A 17,090-nucleotide genomic window follows, 5' to 3' on the forward strand; every position below is an offset into this window, starting at 1 on the left:
CTCAGTTCTCCTCGGTGCTGATGAAGACGTTCTTGGTCTCGGTGAAGGCGGCCAGCGCGTCGGGGCCCAGCTCCCGGCCGAGGCCGGACTGCCGGTAGCCGCCGAACGGGGTCCAGTAGCGGACGCTGGAGTGGGAGTTGACGGACAGGTTGCCCGCCGCGACCGCCCCCGAGACGCGGAGCGCGCGGCCCACGTCACGGGTCCAGATCGAGCCGGACAGGCCGTACTCGGTGGCGTTCGCCAGGCGTACGGCGTCGGCCTCGTCGTCGAAGGGCAGGACGACGGCGACGGGGCCGAAGATCTCCTCGGTGACCGTGCGGTCGTCGGGGGAGGCGGGGGCGAGCACGGTCGCCGGGTACCAGAAGCCCTTGCCCTCGGGCGCCTCGCCGCGGATGACGACGGGGGCGTCGTCGGGGACGTAGGAGCGCACTCTCTCGCGCTGCGCCGCCGAGATCAGCGGGCCCATCCGGGTGTCCGGATCGGCCGGGTCACCTACCCGCCACGCCATGACGGCCGGCTCCAGCAGGGCCAGGAAGCGGTCGTAGACGCCGCGCTGGACGAGGATGCGGCTGCGGGCGCAGCAGTCCTGGCCGGTGTTGTCGAGGAAGGAGCCGGGCGCGGCGGCCGCGGCCCGCTCCAGGTCGGCGTCGGCGAAGACGATGTTGGGGCTCTTGCCGCCCAGTTCGAGGGTCACCCGCTTCACGCCGTCGGCGCACTTGGCCATGATCTGCTTGCCGACGGAGGTCGAGCCGGTGAAGACGACCTTGGCCACCGCCGGATGCTCCACGAGGGCGTTGCCGGCGACCTGTCCGGCGCCCGGCAGGACCTGGAACAGCCCCTCCGGCAGGCCCGCCGCCAGGCCCAGCTCGGCGAGCCGGATCGCGGTCAGCGGGGTCGTCTCGGCGGGCTTGAGGAGCACGGCGTTGCCGGCGGCCAGTGCCGGGGCCGCACCCCAGGAGGCGATCGGCAGGGGGAAGTTCCACGGCGCGATCACCGCCACGACACCGAGCGGCTCGTGGATCGTGATGTCCAGGCCGCCCGCGACGGGAATCTGACGTCCGGTCAGGCGCTCGACGCCGCCGGCCGCGTACTCGAACAGATCGCGGGCGTTGCCGGCCTCCCAGCGGGCGTTGCCGATCGGGTGGCCCGCCTCGGCGACCTCCAGCCGGGCCAGCTCCTCAAGGTGGTCGTCGATCACCGCGGCGAAGCGGCGCAGCAGCCGGGCCCGGTCGCCGGGGGCGGTCCTCGCCCAGTCCTCCTGGGCCTTGACCGCCCGTGCGACCGCGGCGTCCACGTCCTGGGGGGTGGAGGCGGGGACGGTGGCGACGATCTCCTCGGTCGCCGGATCGAGTACGTGGTGCTCACTCACAGCAGGTTCTCCAGGGTGGGCGACGCGGTTGCGGATCGCAGAGGGCGGGGGGAGGGGAAAGGGCGAGGGCGCCGAGGCGGGGGCGGGGTGGTGCGCGGCGCGGGTCACAGGCGCTCGAAGGAGCGGAAGCGTTCCCAGTCCGTGACGGCGGAGTCGAACGCGTCCAGCTCGACGCGCGCCATGTTGAGGTAGTGCTCGACGACCTCGTCACCGAAGGCGGCACGGGCGATCGCGCTGTTCTCCCACAGCTCGGCCGCCTCCCGCAGGGTGGTCGGCACATGCCGGGCGTCCCCGCCGTAGGCGTTGCCGGTGCACGGCTCCGGCAGCTCCAGTCCCTGCTCGACGCCGTGCAGACCGGCGGCGACCATGGCGGCGACCGCGAGATAGGGGTTCACATCACCGCCGGGCAACCGGTTCTCGAACCGGTGGGCGGGGCCGTGCCCGATCACCCGCAGCGCGCAGGTGCGGTTGTCCGGGCCCCAGGCGACGGCCGTGGGCGCGAAGGAGCCGGGGCGGAAGCGCTTGTAGGAGTTGATGTTCGGCGCGTACAGCAGGGTGAAGTCGCGCAGGGCGGCGAGCTGGCCGGCCAGGAAGTGCCGCATCAGCCCGGACATCCCGTACTCACCGGTGTCGTCGGCCAGGACGGGCCGTCCGGCCTCGTCGCGCAGGGACAGGTGGATGTGACAGGAGTTGCCCTCGCGTTCGTCCCACTTCGCCATGAAGGTCAGCGCCATGCCCTCCTGCGCGGCGATGGTCTTGGCGCCGGTCTTGTAGACGGCGTGCTGGTCGCAGGTGGTGAGAGCCTCGTCGTAGCGGAAGGCGATCTCGTGCTGGCCGAGGTTGCACTCGCCCTTGGCGGACTCCACGGTCATCCCGGCCGCGCCCATCTCGTTGCGGATGCGGCGCAGCAGGGGCTCGACGCGGTGCGGTGCCGAGGACGGAGTAGTCGACGTTGTACTGGTTGGCCGGGGTCAGGTCCCGGTAGCCGCGTGACCAGGCGTCCTCGTAGGTGTCGCGGAAGACCATGAACTCCAGTTCGGTTCCCGCGCAGGCGGTCCAGCCGTGCTCGGCGAGGCGGTCCAGCTGGCGGCGCAGGATCTGGCGCGGGGAGGCGGCGACCGGGGTGCCGTCGTGCCAGGCCAGGTCGGCGAGGACGAGCGCGGTGCCCGGGTCCCACGGGGTGCGGCGCAGGGTGGCGGGGTCGGCGTGCAGCGCGAAGTCGCCGTAGCCCCGCTCCCAGGACGACATGGCGTAGCCGCCGACGGTGTTCATGTCGGTGTCGACCGCGAGCAGGTAGTTGCAGCCCTCGGTGCCGCGGTCGAGGGCGTCGTCGAGGAAGAAGCGTGCGGCGAACCGCTTTCCCTGGAGCCGTCCTTGCATGTCGGTGAAGGCGAGGACCACGGTGTCGATCTCGCCGGAGTCGACGAGTCTCCTCAGCTCCTCGACGGAAAGCGGGGGCGTACGGTCGGCCACGGGAATGCCTCCTGGCGTCAGTCGTGGAACTGGGAGATCCGGGGCCCGTCTCCCACGGGTGCCGCACCGGATGGGGTAAAGGTATGCACAGGAACCATTGGTTGGGAAGGGGGTGGCGGGGACGCGCTCGGCGAAGATCGATGTAACCGACCGTTGACATTCAGGGGTCTTGCGCTCGGGCGTCCGTAGGGCAAAGGTGTGGCCCCAAACCTTTGATTCGAGGCAGGGAGCGGCTCATGGCCGACGGAACCCACCCGCGCACAACGGCATCCTCCTCAGCGCCGCCCGCAGACGCGGACTCCGCGGCATCACCCTCGGGCGACGCCTATCTGGAACGGCGCACCCTGCGCCGCGGCAGCGCCGGCTGGCTGCTGCTGACCGGACTGGGCGTGGCCTACGTCGTCTCCGGCGACTTCGCCGGCTGGAACTTCGGTCTGAGCGAGGCCGGTTTCGGCGGGCTCGCCGTCGCCGCCGCCCTGATGGGTCTGATGTACACCTGTCTGGTGTTCTCCCAGGCGGAGATGGCGGCGGTCCTGCCGACGGCGGGCGGCGGCTACGGCTTCGCCCGCCGGGCGCTCGGCCCCTGGGGCGGATTCCTCACCGGCACGGCCATCCTGATCGAGTACGTGCTCGCGCCGGCCGCCATCGCCATCTTCATCGGCGACTACGTCGAATCCCTGAACCTCTTCGGACTGAACTCCGGCTGGCCCGTCTACCTGGCCTGCTTCGTGCTCTTCATCGGCATCCACCTCTGGGGCGTCGGCGAGGCCCTGCGCTTCAGCTTCGTCGTCACCGGCATCGCGGTCGCCGCCCTGATCGTCTTCGTCGCCGGGGCCCTCGCGGACTTCGACGCGAGCCGGCTCAACGACATCCCCGTGGACCACTCGGCCTTCGGCGCCAACTCCTGGCTGCCGTACGGCCTCCTCGGCATCTGGGCGGCCCTGCCCTTCGGCATGTGGTTCTTCCTGGGCGTCGAGGGCGTGCCGCTGGCCGCCGAGGAGACCAAGGACCCGGCACGCACACTGCCCAAGGCGATGGCCCTGTCCATCGGCATCCTGCTCGTCCTCGCGGTGCTCACCTTCGTCGCCACCACCGGCGCGCAGGGCTCCGCCGCGGTCAAGGACGCCGGCAACCCCCTGGTGGCGGCACTGGAGGGCTCGGGCGAGCCGACCACGCTCAGCCGGTTCGTGAACTACGCGGGCCTGGCCGGGCTCGTCGCCTCCTTCTTCTCCCTCATCTACGCCGGCTCACGGCAGCTGTTCGCCCTGTCCAGGGCCGGCTACCTGCCCCGGTTCCTGTCCCTCACCAGCCGCCGCAAGGCCCCCTACTTCGGCCTGCTGGTCCCCGGCGCGATCGGGTTCGCCCTCGCCGCCGGCACCGGCGACGGCGCCCGCATGCTCAACGTGGCCGTCTTCGGCGCGACCATCTCCTACGCCCTGATGGCCCTGTCCCACATCGTGCTGCGCCGCCGCGAGCCCGACCTGCCGCGGGTCTACCGCACTCCGGGAGGCACCGTGACCTCCTCCGTCGCCCTGGTGCTCGCCTGCGCCGCGCTCGCCGCGACCTTCCTCGTGGACAAGACCGCGGCCTTCATCGCCCTCGGCGTCTACGCCGCCGCGCTCGCCTACTTCGCCCTCTACAGCCGGCACCGCCTCGTCGCCTCCGCGCCCGAGGAGGAGTTCGCCGCGCTGGCCGCGGCCGAGGCCGAACTCGAACGCGACTGAGCCCCGTACACCGCACCAGATCGGAGCACCGTGTCCAAGCCCCTCATCGGCGTCAGCAGTTACCTGGAATCCTCCGTGCGCTGGGGAGTGTGGGACCAGCCCGCCGCCGTCCTGCCGGCCGCCTATCACCGGCTCGTGCAGAACGCGGGCGGCCTCGCCGCGCTGCTGCCGCCCGACGCCCCCGCCGCCGCCGAGACGGTGGTGGCCCGCCTCGACGGACTCGTCATCGCCGGCGGCCCGGACGTGGACCCCGCGCACTACGGCGCCGACCGGCACCCGAGGACCGGACCGGCCCACCCGGAGCGCGACGCCTGGGAACTGGCCCTCGTCCGGGCGGCCCTGGAGGCCGGCAAGCCGCTGCTGGGCATCTGCCGGGGCCTGCAACTGCTCAACGTCGCCCTGGGCGGCACCCTCGTCCAGCATCTGCCCGACCAGGTGGGGCACGGCGGCCACTGCGGCCCGCCCGGAGTGTTCGCCCGGCACACGGTGAAACCGGTCCCCGGCACCCTGCTGGCCGAGACCGTTCCCGACCAGGTGAGCGTGCCCACGTACCACCACCAGGCGGTGGACATGCTCGGACGGGGACTGCTGCCGTGCGCCCACGCGGAGGACGGCACCGTGGAGGCGATCGAACTGCCGTCGGCGCACGCCTTCACCCTCGCCGTGCAGTGGCACCCGGAGGCCGGCGACGACCCGCGCGTCATGCAGGCGCTGGTCGCCGCCGCGAGGCGAGGGGGACGGCAGGCCCACCACGGGGTGGGGAGGTGAGGGTGCGGTCCGCGGGGCTCAGCCGGTGATCTCCTTGCCGAAGACGGTACGGGCGATGACCCACTTCAGGATCTCGTTGGTGCCCTCGTAGATCTCGCCGATCTTGCTGTCGCGGTAGATCGCCTCGACGGGACCCGGAGTTCCGTCGGCGCCCAGTTCCCGGGCGAAGCCGAGGCCGCCGAACGCCTGGACCGCGTCGCGTGCCATGTCGACGGCGAGCCGGCTTCCGTACTGCTTGGCCATCGCGGCCTCCGGCTCGGGGAACACCTCGCCGGCGTCACGGCGCAGCGCGGCCTTCAGATACAGGGTGCGGGCGTTCTCGATCTCCGTGGCGCGGTCGGCCAGGAGGAACTGCCAGTGCTGGTTGGCGGCGATCTTCCGGCCGAACGCCTCCCGGCTCGACAGATGGGCGACGGTGTGGTCGAACGCGGCCTGCGCCATGCCGACACCGGCGGCGGCGATGCCGATGCGGCCGAGCGTGAGGGTGGCGAGGGCGTGACGCAGCCCGTGTCCGGGCTCGCCGCCGAGCAGGCAGTCGTCCGTCAGCTCGACGTCCTCGAACCACACGTCGGCGGTGAGCTGGCCGCGGTTGCCCATCTTCCGGTCGGGCTCGCCGACGCGCACTCCCGGCAGAGAGGTGTCCACGATGAACATCGACAGCCTCTCGCCGGTGCGGGCGAGGGTGACGACGAAGCCCGCGACCGGGGAGTTGGAGATCCAGCGCTTGCGGCCGTTGAGCACCCAGGTGTCACCGTGCCGGACGGCGACCGTCCGGACCGCCTGCGGACTGAGGTCGGAGGACGCCTCGGGCTCGGTGGTGGCGAAGGCGCCCACGACCGAGCCCTCGGCCACCGGTCGCAGCCACCTCTGGCGCTGGGCGGCGGTGCCGTGGGTCAGCACATTGCCGGCGAGGATGCAGTGGACGTCGAAGACCGCCGCGACGCTGCTGGAGTAGTAGGCCAGCTCCTCGATGGCGACGGCGGTCGCCGTGACCGGGTGCGCGAGGCCGTCCCCGCCGACCTCGGCGGCGAACGGCACCCGGAACAGGCCGGCGGCGGCGAGGCCGTCGAAGACATCGCGGGGGAAGCCGTCGGTGCGCTCGTCGCCGTCGGCGATCCGGCGTGCGGCGGGGGCGACGACATCGGCGGCGGTCTTGCGCGCGCGGTCGCGGACCTCGCGGGTCTCGTCGGGGGAGAGGAGGTCGTGGTAGAGCCGGTCCGCCTGACGGGCGGGGGACTGGGGGGCAGGCATGGGCACCTTCTTCGCAAGGGTGTGGCGGGGAGCGCGCGGCGGGGGAGTGCGGTCGCGCTGGAGGGTCGGCGCGGCGTGCGCTGGAGGGTCGGCGCGGCGGGGGGCGGTGCGCGCCGAAGGGTCGGCGGGGCCGGGGGGTGCGGTGCGCGTCGGAGAGGTCAGCGCGTCGGAGGGGTCGGCGCGTCGGAGGGGCCGGCGCGCCGGGCGGGTCAGCGCGTCGGGCGCGTCAGGCTCGCCAGCGCCTGCGTCGCGGCCCGCTCGCCGGACGTGGCCGCGTCGGCGAGTGAGGGCATGTCGAGCTGGTAGTCGCCGGCCAGGTGGACGGGGCCGAGGGGCCGGCGCAGCGTCGGCAGCGAGGCGCGCCCGCCGGGTGCCCAGAACGGCACGACCCGGTGGTGACGCCGCACGATCCCGTCGTCGAGCTTCCCCTCCAGCTCGGGGTAGAGCGAGAGGAGGTCGCCGGTGAACCGGTCGAGGATCTCCTCGTCGGTGAGTTCGAACAGCCGGTCGGCCGCCGCGCCGCCCGCGAAGCAGGCCAGCGCGCCGCCCGGTGTGCGCGGGCCGGGACCGCGCTGCGCCGCGGCATGGTTGAACATCGCCTGGAAGGACAGCTGCGGCGTCGAGACGGCGATGTGGTCGTCCCAGCGCTGCGGTCCCTCCTCGCGGGTGAAGTAGCCCACCACCACGTACCGGCCGTAGCGGATGTCCTCGAACGCCGCGCGGTACCGGGGCGGGAGGCCCGGCATGATCTTCACCGCCACGTCGCCGGGAACGGCCACGATCGCGCGGCGGGCGCGTATCCGCGCCGGTCCGTTCTCGTCCGCGTAGTCCACGACGACGGCGTCCTCGGTCCATTCCACCGACCGCACCGGCGAGTTCAGCCGCAGCCGGTCGCCGAGGTCGGCGGCCAGGACGTCGGTGAGGGTCTGGTTCCCTCCCTCGGGCAGGGAGAAGTTCGGCACCTTCGCCGGGTCCGTCAGCAGGATCCCCATCGAGATCGCGAACTGGGTCGCCGCCGTCTCCTCCGGCTCGCAGCCCATCCACTGCCCGGACCAGGACCGGACCATGGCCCGCGCGACGTCGGAGCGGATGCCGCGCAGCACGTACGAGGCGGGGCGGGCGTCGAGTGCCGCCCGGACCCGCTTCGCCAGCGGGTTGCCGGGGTTCATCGCCAGGAACGGCACGGCCGCGAGGATGCGGGCGCCGACGGCCGCCAGCCCGACCCGGTCCATGAAGGTCATCCGGGAGCGCAGCATCAGGGCGAACGGATTGGAGGTGTCGACCTGCTTGCCGTTGAGCGCGAGGGCGACCTTCTTGCCCGCCAGCGTCCCCATGGGGATGCGGTGGCGTTCGAGGGCTTCGATCAGGGTTCCGGTTCCCTCGGTGAACTGCGTTCCCAGGTTGATCCAGTAGTCGCCCCGGCGGACCGACTCCACGCGTCCCCCGGCCCGGCCGGAGGCTTCCAGCACCACCACGTCCCTGCCGGTCAGCGTGGTCGCCGCCGTCAGCCCCGCCATGCCGGCACCGACCACGACGACCTCGCAGGTCTCTTCGCGTACGCCGCTCGATGTGTCCATAGCTGCTTCAACTCCCGTTCTGGATCGCGCCGGCGGGGACGACGCCCGTCCCTCGGGCACGCGTGGCGACGATGGGCTCGGCGAGCACCTCCGCCCGGCCGGTCTCGTCCACGGACCGGCAGATGACGCGCAGTTCGAACTCGACCGTCCGGCTCCGCCTGCCCCGCGCGGCGAGGCGCGCCTCGACCTCGACGATGTCCCCGCCGCGGACCGGCGCGAGGAACTCGACCGAGGAGTATCCGGCGAAGAGGCTCTCGTGGCCGTCGACGGTGATCGCCAGGTGAGTTCCGGCGTCCCCGAACAGCTTCAGGCTGTACGCGCCGTCGACGAGGTTGCCGGCGTAGTGGGCGTCGGAGTGGGCGACGTAGCGCTGGTGGACGACCTTCACGCGATCTCCTCGTCGATGCGGCCGATCCGGCGGGCGACGGCCTCGCCGCCGATGCGGACACCGGGGTAGCCGCGCTTGGCGATCTCGGTGCACATGCGGCGGTACTTGCCGACACCGCCGACGTAGCCGAGGAACGTGGTCGGTTTGCCGGTCACGTTGGAGCCGCGGTACCAGGAGTCGGTGGTCGCGTACAGCGTCTGCCCGACGGTGGCCTCGGTGATGGTCACCCAGTCGTCCTGGGCCTCGGGAGTGGCTTCGACGACGTCGCCGCCCTCCTCCTTGGCATGGGCGATCAGGTCGGTGATCCAGTCGACCGCCTGCTCGATCGTGACGACGACATTGCTCGCGAGGGCGGGGCTCTGGGGGCCGCCGATCATGAAGAAGTTGGGGAATCCCGCGGTCATGATGCCCAGGTAGGTGCGTACGCCGTCGCGCCACGCGTCCTGGAGCCTGCCCGAAGGCGTGGTGATGTTGAGCGCGTACAGGGGCCCGGTGAAGGCGTCGAAGCCGATCGCGAGCACGATGGCGTCGACGTCGTAGGAACCGCCCTCCGTGACGATGCTGCCGGAGGTGATGGTCGTGATGGGTTCCTCGCGCAGCGACACGAGCGAGACGTTCGGACGGTTGAACGTCTCGTAGTAGTCGGTTCCGAAGCAGCTGCGCTTGGCGCCCAGCGGGTGGAAGCGGGGCTCCAGCAGGGCCGCGGTCCGCGGATCACGGACGATCTGACGGATCTTGTGCCGCACGAACTCCGCCGCGGTCTCGTTGGCCGCCGGGTTGGTGAGCAGGTCGGCGAACTCCGCGCCGACGCCGAGGAATCCGCTGCGCTCGTAGGCCCGCTCGTAGCGCTCCCAGCGCTCCTCGTCGGAGACGTCGAAGGCGCAGTCGGTCACCGGGCGGTCCGGGATGCCGCCCGGGGACTGCCGGCACTCCTCGCGGATCGCGGGGTAGTTGCCCTTGATCTCGGCGACGGTCTCCGCGGGCAGCGGGGCGTTGCGGGCGGGGAAGACGTAGTTGGGGGTGCGCTGGAACACGGTCAGGTGGGCGGCCACCTCGGCGATGAGCGGGATGCACTGCACGCCCGACGAGCCCGTGCCGATGACGGCGACCCGCTTGCCGGCGAGCTCGTCGAGCGCGATCGTCCAGCGGCTCGTCGACACCGTCAGCCCGGTGAAGTTCTCCATGCCGGGTACGTCGACGTCCTTCGGCGTCGACAGTCCGCCCGAGCCGGCCAGCAGGTAGCGGCCCCGGCAGGTGTCGCCGGAGTCGAGGGTCAGCTCCCAAAGGCGCTCGTCCGCCAGCCAGTTGGCCGCGGTCACCTTGGTGTTGAAGCGGAAGTGCCGGCGCAGGTCGAAGCGGTCGGCGACGTGGTTGATGTAGGCCAGGATCTCCGTCTGCGGGGCGAAGCGCTCGCTCCAGGTCCACTCCTGCTGGAGCTCCTCGCTGAACGAGTACGAGTAGTAGACGCTCTCCACGTCGCACCGGGCGCCCGGATACGTGTTCCAGTACCAGGTGCCGCCGACGTCGGGGGCGGTCTCGAACCCGGCGACGGTCCAGCCCTGCTCGGACGCCTTGTAGGCCGCGTAGAGGCCGGAGAACCCGGCGCCGATGCACAGGACATCGACGACCGGGGCGGTGGGGCGGGTGTCAGTCATGGTCTCTGCCTTCTCGTGGTCCGGGGGGCGTGACGGGCGCACGGAGGTAGTCATCTGTCTAGGTCGGATGACTAAGAATGTAGCTACGGACGGTTACCCCGTCAATGCCCGGCCTGCCGTCATGCGCGGGTGATCGTCACGCGCGGGTGGTCGTCACGCGGGGGGTGTCGTCACGCGCGGCGATCGTCACGCCCGGTCGGCCGTCACGTGCCGGTGGCGACACCGCGCAGATGCCGCACCACGTCGTCGATCGCCGCGTCGGTCTGGGTGAAGGTGCCGACCTCGGTGAAGAAGCCGTGGAACACGCCCGAGTGGCGCACCGCTGTCGTCGGGACGCCGTCGCGCCGCAGCCGCTCGGCGTACGCCTCGGCGTCGTCGCGCAGCGGGTCCACCTCGGCGGTGAGGACCAGCGCCGGCGGCAGCCCGCGCAGGGACGCCGCCTTCATCGGGGCCGCGTACTGGTCGACGCGGCCGGGGTCGACGTACTGCTCCCAGAGCCAGCGCGCGTCGGCCGTGGTCAGCAGGGGGGCGTCGGCGAACTGCGTCCACGACGGCGCCGCGAACCGGTCGTCGACCGCGGGATAGACGAGGATCTGCGCCGCCGGCAGCGGCAGCCCGCCGTCCCGCAGGCGCAGGCAGAGCGCGGCGGCGAGGTTGCCGCCCGCCGAGTCGCCGCCGACGGCGATCCGGTCCGGGTCGATGCCCGCCTCCTGGGCCGGTCCGCGCAGCCAGGCCAGCGCGTCGAGGGCGTCCTCCAGGGCCGCCGGATAGGGGTGCTCCGGGGCGAGCCGGTACTCCAGGGACAGCACCGCCCACCCGGAGCGGGCCGCAAGGGCGCGGCAGACCTCGTCGACTCCGTCGAGGGTGCCGAGCACGAAGCCGCCGCCGTGCAGATACAGCAGCGCCGGCCGCGGTTCCGCGGCCGGCGGGGCGGGCGGGTGGTAGAGGCGCGCCCGCAGCGGGCCGGAGCGGGTCGGCACCGCCACCTCCTCGACCCGGTCGAGGGGGGTGAGCGGGCGGTCGGACGGCGCGCTCGCCAGCAGTGCGCGCGCCGTCCGGACCCCCAGCTCGCGGAGCGGAGTCGTCAGGGTCCCGGCGATCAGCCGGGCGACGGACAGGGCGACGGCGTCCAGGCGCTCCCAGCCCGGAGGGACCGGCTCGGTCATGTGCGGAGCCTTTCGGCGAGGTGACAGGAAGGTGTTGACACGGTGTGAGCCGTGCCCCACCATCCTAGTCACGCGTTTGAGTCAGATGACTAAGAAATCGCGGCCGATACGTCGTGACGTGGTCATCAGGGCGTCGCCGTGATCGGGACGTCGTGATCGAGACGTCGTGATCGAGACGTCGTGAACGAGACGCCGTGATCGACGCCTTGATCGACGTCGTGATCAAGACGTCGTGACCGAGACATCGCGGATTCCAGAGACTGTGCGGCGCCTTGCGTGTCGTGCGGCTCGTGAAGGCGAAAGGACCGAAGGATGGCCGAGACGATGACGGCCCCCACGTCGACCCCGGCGGGTGCCGCGGCGGTCGACGTAAGGATCGAGGAGGACGCCAGTCCCCTCGTGCGATTGATCGGCCGCACCCTGCGTGACGCCGTCCGGACCGGGCATGCGCTCGACACCCTGGCCAGACACGCCGGCACCGTGGCGATCCGCTCCCACGACACCCCCCAGACCGCGACGATCACCTTCGGCGACGGCGGGATCGACGTCGCCGGCGGCGCCCCGGCCGAGCCGGACGCCGCCCTCACCGTCGACCTCGGCGCGCGCTTCACGCCCACGGCGGACCCCTCCGGCGACACCGACCTCGCCGAGGGCGTCCTGCGGGCGCTCACGCCGCCGCTGCCCGAGTGGCGGGAGGCCGCTCAGCGGTTCTGGGACGCGGCCCGCCCCCTGCCGGGCATCCCCGACGTGCTGATCGCGGTCACCGAAGGGCCCGAGGGCCTGGAGCAGGCGGTGTTCGGCGACGGCCCCACGCAGTACCTGATCGCCGGAGCGCCCGAGACGCTCGCCGGTGTGTTCTCCGGCGCCGACGACCTCGTCGCCGTCCTGTCCTCGGGCGCCCTGGGCATCCAGGGCACCATGTCCCAGCTGTCCGTGATGGTCGGCGCCTCCTGGAAGGTTCGTTACGATGTCTGACCTGCGCATCCCGGCCAGCAGCGCGCCGCACCGCGACTCGGGCGCACGGGCCGTCCGGCTCGAGGCGACCAACCCGGAAGGGTGCTTCCTCGGCAAGAACGTCTCGCCCGGGAAGTTCGCCGCGGGCAAGGACGCGGGCTTCCCCTTCGCGGACCTCCTGTTCGGCCTCGACCTCGGCAACCTCCCCGTCTTCGGCGCCGCCCACCCCGCCTGGCGCGGCCACCTCGACGACGTCTACCTCCGCCCCGACCTGTCGACCCTGGTCGAGTGGACGCCGGGCCTGCACGCGGTCATCGGCGACTACTGGCTCAAGGACGGCAGGCCGGTCCCGCTCTGTCCGCGCAACCTCCTGCGGAGGATGACCGAGCGGCTGGCGGCCCACGGATTCACCGCCACCGTCGCGGTCGAGATCGAGGCGACCGTCTTCGAGGAGCCGATCCACGAGGCGCGGGCCCGCGGATACCGCGACCTGACCCCCCTGGGCGGCAGCGCGGGCACGGCGTACCACCTGGCCAAGTCGGCGGACTGGACCGGCTACATGAACGCCGTCGCCGACCGCCTCGACGAGGTCGGCATCGCCTGGGAGGCGTGGAGCGACGAGGACGCCGCCGGCCAGATCGAGCTGAACCTCGCACCGGGCGACCCGATCGGCATCGGCGACGCCTGGGCCCGCACCCGCCAGATCATGCGCGAGGTCGCCTTCGAGCGCGGGCACAGCGTGACCTTCATGGCCAAGCCCACCGCCGGTTACGGCCAGGCGTCCCACATCAACCTCTCCTTGCAGCGCGACGGCGCCAACGCCTTCTACGCCGAGAACGGACCGTCGGACACGATGCTGCACGCCATCGGCGGGCTGCTGGCGACGATGGAGGGCGCCACCTCGATCGTGCTGCCGCAGATCACCTCGTACCGGCGGCTGGTCGACCTCAGCGGACCGCCCGTCACCATCAGCTGGGGCATCAGCAACAAGACGGCCGCGGTGCGCGCCGTGTGCGGGCACCCCCGGTACTCCCGCCTGGAGTACCGCCTGCCGGGCGCCGACGCCAACCTCTACCTCGCGCTCGCCACTGTGCTGGCCGGCGTCATCGCCGGTCTCGAGCGGAAGACCGACCCGCCCGAGCAGGTCACCGAGATGGCCTGGTGCCTGCCGCCGGGGCTGGGCGTCGACCGGATCCCCGACACCATCACCAAGGCCGCGGCGGCCCTGGAGGCCGACCTGGTCCTGCGCGAGCTGCTCGGCGAGGAGTTCGTCGACTGCTGGATCGCCTCGCGCAGATGGGAGTGGATGCAGTTCCACACCACCGGCGGCGACCCGTTCGCCGAACTCTCCGAGTGGGAGTCCACGCGCTACTTCGAACTGCCGTGAGCGCGCGCGAGGAGGCCGTCCCGGTGCGCCCGCTGATCGGCGTCACCGGGCGGCGGTACCGGCTGGACCTGATCGCGGGAGCCGACGCGCGGTACGGCGACCGCTGCACCGACAGCTACATGTCGGACTTCGCCACCCGCATCGCGCAGGCCGGCGGGCTTCCCGTGCACCTGTCGTACGACACGGATGCGCGGGAGGTCTGCCAGTGGCTGTCCGGTGTGGTGATCACCGGCGGACAGGACGTCCATCCGGCCTGCTGGGGCGGCGACACGGCCGTGGTCCGCGACATCGATCCGCGGACCAACCCGATGGTCCACGACCCGGCTCGGGACGCGTACGAGACCGGCCTCGTCCGCGCCGCGCTGGAGCGGGGCATTCCGGTGCTGGGGGTGTGCCGCGGCCTCCAGGTGCTCAACGTCGCCCTCGGCGGCACCCTCGTCGCCGACCTTCCGCCCGGACCCGTGAGCCACCTGTCCGCCGAGACCGCCCCGACCGACGGCACCGCTGATCACCTCGTGACCTTCGAGCAGGGCTCGCTCGCCGCCGGCCTGTTCGGCGAGCGCACGATGACCAACTCCTGGCACCACCAGGCCGTCGACCGCTGCGGCACCGGGCTGGTGGTGACCGGACGGACCAGCGACGGCGTGATCGAGGCGGTGGAACTCCCCGGTGCCCCGGTGCTCGGAGTCCAGTGGCACCCGGAGTGGATGAAGAGCGAGGACCCGACGATGACGTGGATCGTGGGGGCCGCGGCGAAGCTGCTCGCGGCCCGCGGTGAACCGACGCACAGGAGCGTGCGATGACGGACAACGTGACAGTCGAGCAGGCGGATCCCCCGCCCGCGCGCCCCCCGCAGGACGTACAGGCGGATCGCCCGGACGCGCGCCCCCTGCCGGTCGAGCAGGCGGGCCGCCCGGACGCGCGCCCCCTGCAGGACGTGCAGGCGGATCCCCCGCTCTCGCGCCCCCTGCCGGCCGTACAGCCCGGACGGATCGGCGAGGACCCCGCCGTCCCGACCCTGACCGAACTGCTGTCCCGGCGCGCACAGGACACACCGCAAGGGGAGTTCCTGCGCTTCGGCGACCGCTCCTGGAGCTTCGCCGACATCGACGCCTGGACCTCCCGGCTGGCACACCGGCTGATCGAGCGTGACGGCATCGAGCCGGGCGACCGGATCGCGATCATGCTTCCGAACGTCGTGCACTGGCCCGTCGTCTGGCTCGCCGCCCTCAAGGCGGGTGCGGTCGCCGTACCCGTCAACTCCTCCTACCGGCGCGGCGATCTCGCCTTCGTCCTGAAGGACTCCGGCGCGCGCGTCGCGTTCACCGACGCCGACCGGGCCGGGCTGATCGCCGATGTCGCCGCGACCGAGGACGGGCTCGCCGGGCTGCGGGTCGTCGACGTCGCCGACGACGGGTCCGCACCCTTCCCGCGGACGGCACCCGAGGTGCCGGTCGGCGCCGGGACACTGGCGAACCTCCAGTACACCTCCGGCACGACCGGTTTCCCCAAGGCGTGCATGCTCACCCACGACTACTGGGTCCGGCTGGCCTGGATCTGCGCGGCGGTGACCGGACTCGGCACCGAGGACGTGCTCCTGACGGCACAGCCGTTCTCCTACATGGACCCCCAGTGGAACACGGCGCTCGCCCTCACGGTCGGGGCCCCGCTCGTCGTGCTGCCCCGCTTCTCCGCGTCCACCTTCATGGCCGACGTCCGCCGGCACCGCACGACCTTCTTCTACGTCCTCGGGTCGATGCCCACGCTGCTGTTCAAGCAGCCGCCCGTGCCCGAGGACCGCGACAACGCCGTGCGCCAGGTGCTCTGTTCGGGCATCCCCGTCGCCCTGCACGCCCAACTGGAGGAGCGGTGGGGCGCGCCGTGGCGGGAGATCTACGGGATGACCGAGTCCGGCGTCGACCTGTTCAGCCCGCTCACCGACACCGGCGCGGTCGGGAGCGGAAGCCTCGGGCAGCCGGTGCCGACCAAGCAGATCCGTGTCGTCGGCCCCGACGGCACCGACGTGCCGGACGGCGAACCCGGCGAGCTGGTCATCAAGGGCAGGCCCATGATGAGCGGCTACTGGAACCGGCCCGAGGACACGGCCAGGGTCTTGCGCGACGGCTGGCTGCACACCGGTGACCTCGTCGTCCGGCGGCCCGACGGGGGCATCCAACTCGTCGGCAGGATCAAGGACATGGTGCGCCGCGGCGGCGAGAACGTCGCGAGCGTCGAGGTCGAGGCCGCCCTCGAGCGCGACGAGGTGGTCGTGGCGGCCGCGGTCGTCGCCGAACCCGACGACACCCTCGGCGAGGAGGTCAAGGCATTCGTCCAGCTGGCGCCCTGTGTGCCGGCGAGCCGTGCGACGGCCGAGGAGATCGTCGAGCGCGCCGGCAAGGAGCTGGCCCGCTTCAAGGTGCCCCGCTATGTGGAGTTCGTCGACGGCTTCCCCCGGACGCCGTCCGAGCGCATCTCCAAGCCGGCCCTCAAGGCCCGTGCCGCGAAGCGTCCCGGAGTGACGTACGACCTCGGCGCCCGGCGCCGCACGACGGGGGCGCGTGCGGCCTCCGGCGGAGGATTCCTGGACGTGGACGTCGTGCGGGAGGTCGCCGTGCTGACGCTGCGGCGCCCCGAGAAGCTCAACGCCATGGACGTCGCCACCCGGCGGCAACTGGCAAGACTCGTCCGTGAGTTCGGCACCGGCGAGCGCGTGCGCGGCCTCGTGCTCACCGGCGAGGGGCGGGCCTTCTCCGCCGGGGAGGACCTCCAGTCCCCGCCGACCACGGACGCCGAGGTCCGCGAGGCGTTCGAGAGCTTCCACGACATCACCCGCGCCGTCCTGCAGACCCGCGTACCGGTCGTCGCGGCGGTCAACGGACTCGCGGTCGGCGGGGCCTCGGAGATCACCCTGTGCTGCGACGCCCGCATCGGGACACCGGCGACGGAGTACTACCAGCCGGAGAACGGCCGGGGCCTGACCATCTCCAACGCCTCCAGCGTGCTGCTCCGGCGCCTGGTCGGCGGCCATGCGATGCGCCTGGTGCTCGGATCGCCCCGGATCCGGGCCGACGAGGCGCTGCGGATCGGGCTCCTGGACGAGATCGTCGAGCCCGGCGCCCTGATCGGCCGGGCCGTCGACACCGTCCTCGCCTGGACGCCCGAGGGCAACACGACCGCCCTCCACCTGGCCCTGCTGCGCCCGCAACCCGACGAGATCGAGGCGGCGTTCGCCCGCGAGGACCTCGCCGCGCGCGCGGCGTGGGAGAGCGGCGCCCTCAGCGCGGGGATCAAGGGCTTCTGGTCCGCCCGGGGCACCGGCGCGTGAGCCGCGCCCACCCCCGTCACCACACACCCATGCCACAGGAACCGACAGAGGGG

The 17,090-nt window shown here is 72.4% G+C and carries 12 protein-coding genes and 1 pseudogene; 6 read left to right on the forward strand and 7 right to left on the reverse strand.

From position 1 onward, the window contains the following. Position 1 precedes the first annotated feature (1 nt). Together ACSU6M_RS29405 and ACSU6M_RS29410 are read right to left on the reverse strand one after the other, a co-directional pair. Positions 2-1,369, reverse strand: coding sequence for an aldehyde dehydrogenase family protein (locus ACSU6M_RS29405; protein ID WP_437073717.1), 1,368 nt, complete (start codon positions 1,367-1,369; stop codon positions 2-4). 104 nt (positions 1,370-1,473) lie between these two features. Then, positions 1,474-2,842 (reverse strand): annotated as a pseudogene (locus ACSU6M_RS29410) (glutamine synthetase family protein). A gap of 236 nt (positions 2,843-3,078) precedes the next feature. Between ACSU6M_RS29410 and eat the strand changes: the two are divergent. Together eat and ACSU6M_RS29420 are read left to right on the forward strand one after the other, a co-directional pair. Next, positions 3,079-4,566 (forward strand): ethanolamine permease, encoded by a 1,488-nt coding sequence (gene eat, locus ACSU6M_RS29415; protein ID WP_437073719.1) that lies wholly within the window; start codon positions 3,079-3,081, stop codon positions 4,564-4,566. Between the two features lie 30 nt (positions 4,567-4,596). Beyond that, complete coding sequence (locus tag ACSU6M_RS29420) at positions 4,597-5,334, forward strand: gamma-glutamyl-gamma-aminobutyrate hydrolase family protein (protein ID WP_437073721.1); 738 nt, start codon at positions 4,597-4,599, stop codon at positions 5,332-5,334. An 18-nt stretch (positions 5,335-5,352) separates the two neighbouring features. Here the strand turns inward: ACSU6M_RS29420 and ACSU6M_RS29425 are convergent, their stop codons facing one another. The 5 genes from ACSU6M_RS29425 to ACSU6M_RS29445 form a co-directional block, all read right to left on the reverse strand. Then, the gene (locus ACSU6M_RS29425) at positions 5,353-6,585 is read right to left on the reverse strand and encodes an acyl-CoA dehydrogenase family protein (RefSeq protein ID WP_437073723.1); all 1,233 of its coding nucleotides are present in this window, start codon (positions 6,583-6,585) and stop codon (positions 5,353-5,355) included. Positions 6,586-6,794: 209 nt separating this feature from the next. Further along, positions 6,795-8,162 (reverse strand): flavin monoamine oxidase family protein, encoded by a 1,368-nt coding sequence (locus ACSU6M_RS29430; RefSeq protein WP_437073724.1) that lies wholly within the window; start codon positions 8,160-8,162, stop codon positions 6,795-6,797. A 7-nt stretch (positions 8,163-8,169) separates the two neighbouring features. Continuing rightward, positions 8,170-8,550 carry a hotdog domain-containing protein gene (locus tag ACSU6M_RS29435; protein WP_437073726.1) on the reverse strand — a complete coding sequence of 127 codons (381 nt, stop codon included), beginning with the start codon at positions 8,548-8,550 and terminating at the stop codon, positions 8,170-8,172. Continuing rightward, a complete protein-coding gene (locus ACSU6M_RS29440) occupies positions 8,547-10,205 on the reverse strand; it encodes a flavin-containing monooxygenase (protein WP_437073728.1) in 1,659 nt (552 codons plus the stop codon). The genes ACSU6M_RS29435 and ACSU6M_RS29440 overlap by 4 nt, the downstream gene beginning before the upstream one ends. A gap of 203 nt (positions 10,206-10,408) precedes the next feature. Continuing rightward, positions 10,409-11,371: an alpha/beta hydrolase gene (locus tag ACSU6M_RS29445; protein WP_437073729.1), complete on the reverse strand. Its 963-nt coding sequence runs from the start codon at positions 11,369-11,371 to the stop codon at positions 10,409-10,411. 312 nt (positions 11,372-11,683) lie between these two features. Between ACSU6M_RS29445 and ACSU6M_RS29450 the strand changes: the two genes are divergently transcribed. The 4 genes from ACSU6M_RS29450 to ACSU6M_RS29465 are packed head-to-tail and all read left to right on the forward strand — an operon-like array spanning position 11,684 to position 17,037. Next, positions 11,684-12,346: a hypothetical protein gene (locus ACSU6M_RS29450; protein ID WP_437073730.1), complete on the forward strand. Its 663-nt coding sequence runs from the start codon at positions 11,684-11,686 to the stop codon at positions 12,344-12,346. Further along, positions 12,339-13,712, forward strand: a complete 1,374-nt coding sequence (locus ACSU6M_RS29455; RefSeq protein ID WP_437073731.1) for a glutamine synthetase family protein — start codon at positions 12,339-12,341, stop codon at positions 13,710-13,712. The genes ACSU6M_RS29450 and ACSU6M_RS29455 overlap by 8 nt, the downstream gene beginning before the upstream one ends. Next, positions 13,709-14,515, forward strand: coding sequence for a gamma-glutamyl-gamma-aminobutyrate hydrolase family protein (locus ACSU6M_RS29460; protein WP_437073732.1), 807 nt, complete (start codon positions 13,709-13,711; stop codon positions 14,513-14,515). Before ACSU6M_RS29455 ends, ACSU6M_RS29460 begins: the two co-directional genes overlap by 4 nt. After that, positions 14,512-17,037, forward strand: a complete 2,526-nt coding sequence (locus tag ACSU6M_RS29465; protein ID WP_437073733.1) for an AMP-binding protein — start codon at positions 14,512-14,514, stop codon at positions 17,035-17,037. Before ACSU6M_RS29460 ends, ACSU6M_RS29465 begins: the two co-directional genes overlap by 4 nt. The last annotated feature ends 53 nt before the right edge of the window (positions 17,038-17,090 follow it).

The organism is Streptomyces sp. enrichment culture (assembly GCF_964272895.1).
In the GTDB taxonomy this organism is placed as follows: Bacteria; Actinomycetota; Actinomycetes; order Streptomycetales; family Streptomycetaceae; genus Streptomyces.

Coding starts and splice junctions, on each gene's coding strand:
- ACSU6M_RS29455 (WP_437073731.1), top strand. CDS start 12,339: ATGTCTGACCTGCGCATCCCGGCCAGCAGCGCGCCGCACCGCGACTCG.
- ACSU6M_RS29425 (WP_437073723.1), bottom strand. CDS start 6,585: ATGCCTGCCCCCCAGTCCCCCGCCCGTCAGGCGGACCGGCTCTACCAC.
- ACSU6M_RS29445 (WP_437073729.1), bottom strand. CDS start 11,371: ATGACCGAGCCGGTCCCTCCGGGCTGGGAGCGCCTGGACGCCGTCGCC.
- eat (WP_437073719.1), top strand. CDS start 3,079: ATGGCCGACGGAACCCACCCGCGCACAACGGCATCCTCCTCAGCGCCG.
- ACSU6M_RS29465 (WP_437073733.1), top strand. CDS start 14,512: ATGACGGACAACGTGACAGTCGAGCAGGCGGATCCCCCGCCCGCGCGC.
- ACSU6M_RS29440 (WP_437073728.1), bottom strand. CDS start 10,205: ATGACTGACACCCGCCCCACCGCCCCGGTCGTCGATGTCCTGTGCATC.
- ACSU6M_RS29430 (WP_437073724.1), bottom strand. CDS start 8,162: ATGGACACATCGAGCGGCGTACGCGAAGAGACCTGCGAGGTCGTCGTG.
- ACSU6M_RS29450 (WP_437073730.1), top strand. CDS start 11,684: ATGGCCGAGACGATGACGGCCCCCACGTCGACCCCGGCGGGTGCCGCG.